This window comes from Shimia sp., from assembly GCF_039969785.1.
GTDB lineage: Bacteria > Pseudomonadota > Alphaproteobacteria > Rhodobacterales > Rhodobacteraceae > Shimia.
The window spans coordinates 264,048-273,531 of record NZ_JBDVNC010000037.1 but is presented as its reverse complement, the minus strand read 5'-3'; the positions used below and the strand labels follow the sequence as shown (position 1 = coordinate 273,531).

Below are 9,484 nucleotides of genomic sequence, written 5' to 3'. Positions count from 1 at the left end.
CGCTTGGGCAAACGCTGATCAAAGCAGGAAATTAGGTTCGGAGTGAACGGCATGCAGGCGGATTATGTCATTGTCGGAGCGGGCAGCGCAGGCTGTGCGATGGCCTATCGGCTGAGCGAGGCAGGAAAGTCAGTATTGATCATCGAGCACGGCGGCAGTGACGCCGGACCGCTGATCCAGATGCCAGCCGCGCTGAGCTATCCGATGAATATGGGCATGTATGACTGGGGGTATCGCAGCGCGCCCGAGCCGCATTTGGGTGGGCGCGAGTTGGCCTGTCCGCGTGGCAAAGTGGTTGGCGGATCAAGTTCGATCAATGGCATGGTTTATGTGCGTGGACATGCGGGTGATTACGATCACTGGGCAGAGAGCGGCGCGGATGGGTGGCGATATGCCGATGTCCTGCCGTATTTCAAGCGCATGGAGACATGGCACGAAAGCGGGCATGGTGGCGATCCGCACTGGCGCGGTCAGGACGGGCCGCTGCATGTCACGCGCGGCCCACGTGACAACCCGCTGCACGCGGCGTTTGTGAATGCCGGAGAGCAGGCCGGGTATCCGGTGACGTCAGATTATAACGGGCAGCAGCAGGAAGGCTTTGGCCCGATGGAGCAGACCGTCTGGCGGGGGCGGCGCTGGTCGGCGGCCAATGCTTATCTGAAACCCGCCCTGAAGCGGGAAAATTGCGATCTGGTAAAAGGCTTGGCGCGCAAAGTGGTGATTGAGAATGGCCGCGCTGTGGGTGTCGAAATTGAGCGTGGTAACAGCGTTCAGGTCATTCGGGCACGAGAAGAAGTGATCCTGTCAGCGTCGTCTCTGAATTCACCCAAGCTGTTGATGTTGTCCGGGATTGGCCCGGCGGCGCATCTTGGGCAGCACGGCATTGACGTGATCGCGGATCGTCCGGGCGTGGGGCAAAACCTGCAGGATCATCTGGAGCTGTATTTGCAGATGGCCAGCGCGCAGCCCATCACTTTGTACAAATACTGGAACCTGCTTGGCAAAGCGCTGATCGGGGCGCAATGGTTGTTTACCAAATCCGGGCTGGGGGCATCGAACCAGTTTGAAAGCGCTGCATTTATTCGCTCAAAGGCTGGTGTGGACTATCCCGATATTCAGTATCATTTCCTGCCTATTGCGGTGCGGTATGACGGGCAGGTGGCTGCCGAAGGGCATGGGTTTCAGGCCCATGTTGGCCCGATGCGGTCGCCCTCTCGTGGGGCGGTGACGTTGCGGTCGGCTGATCCCAAAGAAGCGCCGCATATCCAGTTCAATTATATGAGCACAGAACAGGATTGGGAGGATTTCCGCACCTGCATTCGCCTGACCCGCGAAATTTTTGCGCAGGACGCGTTCAAACCGTTTGTCAAACACGAGATACAGCCGGGCGCGGCGGTTCAGTCTGACGACGAATTGAATGGTTTCATTGGCGAGCATGTTGAAAGCGCCTATCATCCGTGTGGCACATGCCGGATGGGGCGGGCGGATGATCCTTCGTCTGTGGTTGACCCGGAATGTCGCGTGATTGGGGTGGACGGGCTGCGCGTCGCGGACAGTTCGATCTTTCCGCGCATCACCAATGGGAACCTGAACGGGCCGTCGATCATGACGGGTGAAAAGGCGGCTGACCACGTTTTGGGGCGGCGGCTGGCGGCGGAGAATGACATACCATGGGTCCATCCCAACTGGCGGACTGCACAACGCTGAACGAGACCGCAGCGCGATCACATCCCAAAATTTCGATGTAACTTGATCCCTGTCAAGGTAAGGCATCGCACCCTGTTTGTAGGCTCTTTGTGACATTCATAAAAGGAGCGCAGAACATGTCTCATACCCCCCATGAATTGGCAGAAGAATTTCCCGAACTGGTCGAAAAAATGAGTGCTTTGAAAACAAGCGACTCGCATTTTGCGAAGATGGCGGACGAGTATCATGAGTTGAACCGCAAGGTGCATCGTGCGGAGACCAATGTTGAGCCGCGCGAGGAATTGTCAGAGGTGGATTTACGCAAACGGCGCGGTGCGCTGAAGGATGAGATTTACGCCTATCTCAAGGCAAACTGATCGATAAACGTCCATAGGCGCGGCAAGGTATCTGATCGCCACAGACCGGTGTGACCGGCGCCTTTTACCGTGATAAATACTTTCTTTCGGGATGGGGCAGCAGAGAATACCTGCTGCCCCATTTCTATTGGGATCAGGTCGTCTTTGGTGCCGTGCACGATAAGCAGAGGTTGGAACAACTGATCTGCCAAGGCCAGGCTGTCCCATTGATTTTGCATATTTTTCGCCAGATCGCCGGTGCCGGGATAGTGGTACTCGGCCAGACCCGCGATGGATGTGAAAGGGGCTTCGAGGATGATTGCGTCGGGCAGGGTTGTGCTATTTTGGGACGTTTCATCGGCGTTCAGGTGAATGGCGACGGTGGTTCCGAGGCTTTCTCCATAGAGGAGCGTGGTGGATGGGTTCGATGCGCGGTAGGCAGATGGCAGGAGTTCTGACCTGATGCGCCAGATGTGTTGCGCGGCCTCATTCAGGTTGTCCTGGGTTGGCGTGCCAGTGCTGCCGGTGCTGCCGGGATACGCGAGTGCGACGAGGCCGTATCCGCGTTCCTGAAACCTGCGAAAACGGCCTGCGCGGTTGGCGAGATTTCCAGCGTTGCCATGCAGGTAAAATATGACGGGCTGCCCGGGGTTGGGCGGAGTGGACCAGACGATTAGGGTTTCATCGCCTAACGCGATTTCGTTTTCGGTTACCCCGGCAAGACCTGCTTCGGACGGGGGTGTACGCGTTGGGTCAAACGGGTAGATCAGCCAGCGTTCCGCGACGCTGCCCAGTGCCAGAGTGCCCAGCACCAGAATGGCGCAGATCGCCAGTAATCGGACAAGAAATCGCATCCTTAGGCGTCTCCGAAATCGGGGCTATAGGACATGTCATTCAACCTCATAAGGCAATACGCCGCGTGCGTTTTCATCGATGGTCAGGCGGCGCTCAAGGGGTGGCACCGAACGTTGGTGGCAATTTGTGCGTTCACAGATGCGACATGATATGCCAATGGGCTCAAAGGCTTGCGGGTTGGATATGTCCATGTGGTCCGCATAAACCAAGGCGTCTGCGTGGCGTATTTCGCAGCCCAGTGCAATGGCATAGCGCCGGACCGGTGCGCCAAAGTGACCGCCGGATTTGGACACGTTTCGCGCCAGGGATATATAGCGCACCCCGTCTGGCGTTTCGGCCAGCTGGCGCAGGAAACGGCCCGGCGTTTCAAAGGCGCGGTGCACGTTCCAGAGCGGGCAGGCGCCGCCGAAGCGGGCGAATTGCAGGCGGGTGGCAGAGTGGCGTTTGGTGATGGTGCCCGCCTGATCGACGCGCACAAAAAAGAACGGAACACCTTTGGCATTGGGACGTTGCATGGTCGAAAGCCGGTGGGCGACCTGTTCGACAGAAGCGCCGAACCGGTTGGACAGCAATTCCAGATCGTGGCGGGTTTGCTGGGCGGCTTCCTGAAACACCTTGTAGGGCATCATGGCCGCGCCGGCAAAGTAGTTGGCCAGTCCGATTTTGGCGATTGAGCGGGCGGCGTCGGATTGAAACCGTGCAAGGTCAAGCGTTGCTTCGAGCAGTTTATCACGCTGCAGCAGGGCCACTTGCAGTAAGAGCTGAAAGGTTTGGGTTTCCGGTTGGGCGTAGCGCGAGATTTGCAGAACCTGTTTGTCCGGATCATATCTGCGCAGGGTTTCGACATCTGTGAAAGCCACCGAGATGCCCTTGGCGCGCAGTGCTGAGATGGCAGCCCCCCGGATGCCGCCCTGTTCCGGGGCGTGCGCCGCGAAATGTTCAGCGGCGCGGTCGACGGCGTCTATGTAGTTGTCACAATAGTGAAAAAAGTCTCTGACCTCGTCCCACGGGCTGGCTTGCATCTGGACGTCTTGTCGCCCAAGCGCTTCGTCCAGAGATGCGAGGCGTTCATGGGTTTGCCGGTACGCGCTGTGCAGTTCCAGAAACGCACGGGCCAATGCCGGGGCGTTGGATGCGGTCAGGCGCAGGTCGGCCAGAGGGGCCGAGGTTTCCGCGAGCACAGGGTCCGCCAGCGCCTCGCGCATGTCGCTGACCAATCGTTCGCTGTCTCCGGTCGAAAGCTCTGTGACGTCCAGACCAAACTCTTGTGCCAGCGCCAGAACCACCGTGGTTGAAACCGGGCGGTTGTTGTTTTCCATCTGGTTCAGATAGGGCAGCGACACGCCAAGCTTTTGCGCAAAGTCCTTTTGCGTGAGGCTCAGACGGGTGCGGATCTCGCGCAGTTTGGCGCCGGCATAGAGTTTCTGAGTGGGCAAAATGGTCTCCGGATCAGAAGTTGCGTAGCTGCAAAGATAGCTTTGCAAACCGGTCTGCGCCAGTCGGGAATGCGCATGAGGCGCGAATCATGGTTAACGGCCTTAATTTGCTGGATTTGAGGCATCGGCGGCCCGTCGGTTTCGCGTCGGTATTACATCGGTGCAGTTTTGGACGGGTTGCGTGGTGAACAGGGCGTGCGTTGCGTTTCAGAGCCGCAAGCGCCGTTCGCGACGGATCACCAGAAGAATGGTTGTCACCGAGCAGATCGACGTGATCAGCATGATCCACAATAGCGGGTAGGCGCCTGTGCCGGGCACAAGCACCGCGCCCGCCAGCGCAGACAGCGCCGCGCCCCCAGCCAGCATGATGGCCCCGGAAAGCCCCGAGGCTGTGCCCGCGAGATGCGGGCGCACAGACAGGGCGCCAGAGGTGGCGTTGGGGATGGTCAGGCCGTTGCCCATGCCGACCAGTGTCATAAAACCAAAGAACGTCTCGGCTGATCCCAGACCCAGATAAAATGTGACCACCGACATGGCAACGCCAACGCCACAGATCAGAGCACCCCACAAGATCATGAGGTTGATGCCGAACCTGACCGAGTAGCGCCCGGAGAAGAAATTTCCGAAGAAATAGCCAACCGCCGGGGCCCCGAAATAGAGACCCATCTGGGCGGGGGTCAGTCCAAAAACAGATGTGGCAACAAATGGCGCGCCGCCCAGATAGGCAAAGAACGCGCCCGAGCTGAAGGCGCTGGACAGAGAGTACCCCCAGAATCGCGGACTGGTGAGCAGTTCGGGGTATTCGCGAAACTGTTGGGTCAGGGACATACCGCTGCTGGCTTTGGTTTCGCCCAGATCGGCCCATGTGATGATCAGGATCAGCAAGCCGGTCAGGAACAACATCCAGAAGCTGGATTGCCATCCGAATTCCTGATCCAGAACGCCGCCCAGTGCTGGCCCCAACATAGGTACAATGGTCATCCCCATAGTGACATAGCCGATCATCGATGCGGCTTCGTCGGTGGGCACCATATCACGCACCACGGCACGGCTGAGCACCATTGCGGTGACAATCGCGGTCTGGATCATGCGAAAGGTCAGAAACACCACGATGTTGGTTGAATAAATGCAGCCCAATGTGGCCAGCACAAATATCACCAATCCGCCAAGGATGACGGGGCGCCGCCCCAGCTTGTCCGAGATGGGGCCAATCACCACTTGCAGCACAGCGTTTGCACCCAGATACGCGGCCACCGACAATTGCATGACACCATATTCGGTATCGAAATAGACGGTCATGCTGGGCAAGCTGGGCAAAAAGATGTTCATGCTCAGCGCCGAAACTCCTGCCAGAAGGATCAGCGTAATGATGTGCGGTGGTGTGGTCCTGTCGAGAAAACGACTTTCGGAACGGGAGCTCATGGACAAGAGGTAAGCAGGGTTTTCGGGATTGTCCATGATGAGATAGTTTGTTGTGAATAATTTGCAGATTTGCATTATTCAGGTAATTGATTTTCCATAATTTGCAAATTTGCCGAATTCTGCTTTGTCCTTCAGCAAACTATGGCTATGGTCGCGCTCAAATCATAGGGGACATGCCATGAAAGATATCCTCCAGCAATTGGAAGAGCGCCGGGACAACGCCCGGTTGGGAGGCGGACAACGCCGGATCGACAGCCAGCACGCCAAGGGCAAGCTGACCGCACGCGAGCGGGTTGAGTTGTTGTTGGATGAGGACAGCTTTGAAGAGTTCGACATGTTCAAGTCGCACCGCTGTACCGATTTCGGCATGGAAAAGGACAAGCCTGCGGGTGACGGTGTGATCACCGGCTGGGGCACGATCAATGGCCGCATGGTGTATGTGTTCTCTCAGGACTTTACCGTGTTTGGTGGATCGCTGAGCGAGACACACGCCGAAAAGATCTGCAAGATCATGGACATGGCGATGCAAAACGGCGCGCCTGTGATTGGCATCAACGATTCCGGTGGCGCGCGTATTCAGGAAGGCGTCGCGTCGTTGGCGGGATATGCCGAAGTGTTTCAGCGCAATATCATGGCGTCCGGCGTGGTGCCGCAGATTTCCGTAATCATGGGCCCGTGCGCGGGCGGGGCTGTGTACAGCCCGGCGATGACCGACTTTATCTTTATGGTCAAAGACACGTCATATATGTTTGTGACCGGCCCGGACGTGGTGAAAACCGTGACCAACGAGGTCGTAACAGCCGAAGAACTGGGTGGGGCGTCGACTCATACCAAAAAGTCTTCGGTTGCCGATGGCGCGTTTGAAAATGACGTTGAGGCGTTGGCCGAGGTGCGGCGTTTGGTGGATTATCTGCCGCTGAACAACCGCGAAAAGCCGCCTGTGCGTCCGTTCTTTGATGAGCCGGACCGGTTGGAAGCGTCACTGGATACGCTGATCCCGGAAAACCCGAACTCGCCTTATGACATGAAAGAGCTGATCGAGAAGATTGCCGACGAGGGTGATTTCTTTGAGATTCAGGAAGATTTCGCCAAAAACATCATCACCGGGTTCATTCGTCTGGAAGGGCAATCCGTTGGGGTTGTTGCCAACCAGCCGATGGTACTGGCCGGATGTCTGGACATTGACTCGTCCCGCAAGGCGGCGCGGTTTGTGCGGTTCTGTGATGCGTTTGAAATCCCGATCCTGACGCTGGTCGATGTGCCGGGCTTTTTGCCGGGGACGTCGCAGGAATATGGCGGCGTGATCAAGCACGGTGCCAAACTGCTGTTCGCATATGGCGAGGCGACGGTGCCCAAGGTGACGTTGATCACGCGCAAAGCCTATGGCGGGGCCTATGACGTGATGGCGTCCAAGCATCTGCGTGGTGATTTCAACTATGCATGGCCGACCGCCGAGATCGCGGTGATGGGGGCCAAGGGTGCAACTGAGATTATCCACCGGGCCGATCTGGGCGACGCCGACAAAATCGCGGCGCATACGGCGGACTATGAAGATCGGTTCGCCAACCCGTTTGTCGCCGCTGAGCGCGGGTTTATCGACGAAGTGATCCAGCCACGCGGGACGCGCAAACGTATCGCCCGGGCCTTTGCCAGCTTGCGGAATAAGAAGCTGGAGAACCCCTGGAAGAAACACGACAACATTCCGTTGTGAGGTGAAAATGCGGGACGATTCAAATTATCTTGAGGCGTTGAAAGAAATTGCTGAGCAATCCCGACGCTCAGTTGCAATTTCTTCGGTTCCTCTTGGGATCGTCCTAGTACAATTGAGGTACTTGGCGTCGGTAGACAGCATATGGCTTCAGTTGATTGCCACGGTTGCAGTTTCATCCCTCTTTATAGCAACATTTTTGGCGTGGTACGTCTCGATGACAGTTCAAAGCACTTTCGAATTGGAGTTGTACCGACGCGATGGCAATGAGTCTCAAAAAGGGCGTCTATATTACGACTGGGTTTTGAGCATCGCGAAAAATCCGAATGTTTTCACTGAACCGCACGCAGTCTCAATACTTCGCAAACTGGTCGGCCCGTTTTGGGCTTTTGCGTCTATTGGCTACGTAGCTTTGATTACTTTGATCCTGTCATTGATTTGGAGCTCGCCATGACCCAGCTTTGGAAAAATCAGGCCTTTTCGGTATCCCACGCGGATGACTCTCCGTTTGTGGGCGAGGGCCTTCGGGCGTTTTTTGAATACCGTGATCTGGGCATCAAAGACGCCACCAAAGGCAAGTTTGGTGCGCATGTGATCCGGGCGGTGCCCGGAGAGGCCAGCCCCGGGGCTTGGCATAGCCATGATCTGGAGTTTCAGATGGTTTATGTCACCAAGGGTTGGGTGGTGTTTGAATATGAAGGTCAGGGCGAGCATATGCTGCGCGAGGGGGCTTGTGTGTTGCAGCCTCCGGGCATCAAGCATCGTGAGGTGCGTCATTCCGATGACATGGAACTGATCGAGATCATCAGCCCGGCCGACTTTCCAACCCATGACGAGGCTGCACCGGTATGAGCCGGGCGCGCTGGCATATTCAAAGCGAGGGGGAGACCCTGACGCTGGCACGTGGAAAACGCGTGCGGCTGGATGTGGCGGCGCACACACAATTGCCAGATGCCGGGAGGGCGCGGATTGCCCATCAGGTACGGCAGGATATGTGGCGGGCTTTGCAAGGGCTGAAAGGGTTTTCCCCGGTTGTGCAGGTGCGCCGTGAGGCGGGACAATTGCACATTGTGGCCGGAGGAGAGATTGCAGGACGCTTTGTTCGTGCTAAGGTCGAAGATATTATTCAGGCAATGCTGGACAATCCTGCGCGTCGGGCGCGCTGGGTGAATTCTGCCCGCACTGCCAGGAGGGCGTCATGATGTCTGTTTTGACGCGCCTGATCGGATACGCCGCGATAGGAGGGGCCCTCGCGGGCGCGGCCACGGCTGGGGTTTTGGAGGAGACACCAGCCGTGCCCTCTGGCAACGACATCTGGTTGCACGAGATCTTGTATGACACCCGCGATGATGCCAGCCGCGTGGCGCGGTTTCGCTATGTCATGCCGTTGATCCGGCAAGGGGTGGAATTCGCCGATATTGAAGAAGATTTTTTTCACCTGTGCATTGGCGTCGCGGTCCCGTATCTGGCCACCGAAGGCGAAACGGTGGATCAGGTGATCATTTCCATGGCAGACCGCAAGACGGAGTTTGGCGTGATGGACACGCTGGCCACCCAGTTTTTCGAAGCTTTCACCGTAAAAGACGGCACCTGTATCTGGGAGGGTTTCTGATGACACCACAACATCTTGCGCGCATGAGTCCAAAGGGGACTCCAATTGCGGCTTTGCGGCCACAACACATTAGCTTGGCGTGCTATCCGTATCTTTTTGCTACTGAATCCACTATTCTCCGCTCACGTCGCATTTCTGCGGCTGTGGGGCAGGCAGGGTCAAATGGCCCTGTTTCGAACAAAAACAAGAACTGGAGAAACGGATGTCAAAGAGCATCAAAGCATTGTTGGCCGTTGGCCTGGTTGCACTCGTTGCGGCATGTGCAGACACAGCACCTGTCGAAGAGTATGTCGTGGTTGACCCTGAGCCAATCTCGACTGAGCCAGCCTATACCGGCAAATACAAGTAATCTTGTATCTATAAGTTCTGGGCAGGCCACGCGGCCTGTCCGTCCCTCGACCCGCCGAAA

Annotated in this window: 11 protein-coding genes; 8 read left to right on the top strand and 3 right to left on the bottom strand. The window is 57.0% G+C overall.

Annotated elements, in window-relative coordinates; all coding sequences use genetic code 11:
- The first annotated feature begins 51 nt into the window (after window positions 1-51).
- Both betA and ABJI08_RS18250 read left to right on the top strand, forming a co-directional pair.
- A complete protein-coding gene (betA, locus tag ABJI08_RS18255) occupies window positions 52-1,707 on the top strand; it encodes a choline dehydrogenase (RefSeq protein WP_348403288.1) in 1,656 nt (551 codons plus the stop codon).
- Window positions 1,708-1,823: 116 nt separating this feature from the next.
- Entirely contained in the window at window positions 1,824-2,063 is a 240-nt protein-coding gene (locus tag ABJI08_RS18250) for a DUF465 domain-containing protein (protein WP_348403287.1), read from the top strand.
- Here ABJI08_RS18250 and ABJI08_RS18245 read toward each other — a convergent pair.
- From ABJI08_RS18245 to ABJI08_RS18235, 3 genes are all read right to left on the bottom strand, one after another.
- Entirely contained in the window at window positions 2,045-2,896 is an 852-nt protein-coding gene (locus tag ABJI08_RS18245) for an alpha/beta hydrolase (RefSeq protein WP_348403286.1), read from the bottom strand. The two genes, ABJI08_RS18250 and ABJI08_RS18245, sit on opposite strands and share 19 nt — an antisense overlap.
- 36 nt (window positions 2,897-2,932) lie before the next feature.
- Window positions 2,933-4,333, bottom strand: coding sequence for a short-chain fatty acyl-CoA regulator family protein (locus ABJI08_RS18240; RefSeq protein ID WP_348403285.1), 1,401 nt, complete (start codon window positions 4,331-4,333; stop codon window positions 2,933-2,935).
- A gap of 207 nt (window positions 4,334-4,540) precedes the next feature.
- The gene (locus ABJI08_RS18235) at window positions 4,541-5,755 is read right to left on the bottom strand and encodes a multidrug effflux MFS transporter (protein WP_348403284.1); all 1,215 of its coding nucleotides are present in this window, start codon (window positions 5,753-5,755) and stop codon (window positions 4,541-4,543) included.
- A 178-nt stretch (window positions 5,756-5,933) separates the two neighbouring features.
- Here ABJI08_RS18235 and ABJI08_RS18230 point away from each other — a divergent pair, with 178 nt between their 5' ends.
- The 6 genes from ABJI08_RS18230 to ABJI08_RS18205 all read left to right on the top strand — a co-directional run bounded on the left by ABJI08_RS18230 (window position 5,934) and on the right by ABJI08_RS18205 (window position 9,424).
- Window positions 5,934-7,466, top strand: coding sequence for an acyl-CoA carboxylase subunit beta (locus tag ABJI08_RS18230; RefSeq protein WP_348403283.1), 1,533 nt, complete (start codon window positions 5,934-5,936; stop codon window positions 7,464-7,466).
- Between the two features lie 7 nt (window positions 7,467-7,473).
- Window positions 7,474-7,917 carry a hypothetical protein gene (locus ABJI08_RS18225; RefSeq protein WP_348403282.1) on the top strand — a complete coding sequence of 148 codons (444 nt, stop codon included), beginning with the start codon at window positions 7,474-7,476 and terminating at the stop codon, window positions 7,915-7,917.
- Window positions 7,914-8,315, top strand: a complete 402-nt coding sequence (locus ABJI08_RS18220) for a cupin domain-containing protein (RefSeq protein ID WP_348403281.1) — start codon at window positions 7,914-7,916, stop codon at window positions 8,313-8,315. The genes ABJI08_RS18225 and ABJI08_RS18220 overlap by 4 nt, the downstream gene beginning before the upstream one ends.
- Window positions 8,312-8,665, top strand: a complete 354-nt coding sequence (locus tag ABJI08_RS18215) for a hypothetical protein (protein WP_348403280.1) — start codon at window positions 8,312-8,314, stop codon at window positions 8,663-8,665. Before ABJI08_RS18220 ends, ABJI08_RS18215 begins: the two co-directional genes overlap by 4 nt.
- Window positions 8,662-9,075: a DUF6497 family protein gene (locus ABJI08_RS18210; RefSeq protein WP_348403279.1), complete on the top strand. Its 414-nt coding sequence runs from the start codon at window positions 8,662-8,664 to the stop codon at window positions 9,073-9,075. Before ABJI08_RS18215 ends, ABJI08_RS18210 begins: the two co-directional genes overlap by 4 nt.
- A gap of 202 nt (window positions 9,076-9,277) precedes the next feature.
- Entirely contained in the window at window positions 9,278-9,424 is a 147-nt protein-coding gene (locus ABJI08_RS18205; RefSeq protein ID WP_348403278.1) for a hypothetical protein, read from the top strand.
- Window positions 9,425-9,484: the final 60 nt, after the last annotated feature.

Excerpts from the sequence above, each read along its gene's own strand:
- betA (WP_348403288.1), top strand. The coding sequence starts at position 52 with ATGCAGGCGGATTATGTCATTGTCGGAGCGGGCAGCGCAGGCTGTGCG.
- ABJI08_RS18250 (WP_348403287.1), top strand. The coding sequence starts at position 1,824 with ATGTCTCATACCCCCCATGAATTGGCAGAAGAATTTCCCGAACTGGTC.
- ABJI08_RS18245 (WP_348403286.1), bottom strand. The coding sequence starts at position 2,896 with ATGCGATTTCTTGTCCGATTACTGGCGATCTGCGCCATTCTGGTGCTG.
- ABJI08_RS18235 (WP_348403284.1), bottom strand. The coding sequence starts at position 5,755 with ATGAGCTCCCGTTCCGAAAGTCGTTTTCTCGACAGGACCACACCACCG.
- ABJI08_RS18230 (WP_348403283.1), top strand. The coding sequence starts at position 5,934 with ATGAAAGATATCCTCCAGCAATTGGAAGAGCGCCGGGACAACGCCCGG.
- ABJI08_RS18225 (WP_348403282.1), top strand. The coding sequence starts at position 7,474 with ATGCGGGACGATTCAAATTATCTTGAGGCGTTGAAAGAAATTGCTGAG.
- ABJI08_RS18220 (WP_348403281.1), top strand. The coding sequence starts at position 7,914 with ATGACCCAGCTTTGGAAAAATCAGGCCTTTTCGGTATCCCACGCGGAT.
- ABJI08_RS18215 (WP_348403280.1), top strand. The coding sequence starts at position 8,312 with ATGAGCCGGGCGCGCTGGCATATTCAAAGCGAGGGGGAGACCCTGACG.
- ABJI08_RS18210 (WP_348403279.1), top strand. The coding sequence starts at position 8,662 with ATGATGTCTGTTTTGACGCGCCTGATCGGATACGCCGCGATAGGAGGG.
- ABJI08_RS18205 (WP_348403278.1), top strand. The coding sequence starts at position 9,278 with ATGTCAAAGAGCATCAAAGCATTGTTGGCCGTTGGCCTGGTTGCACTC.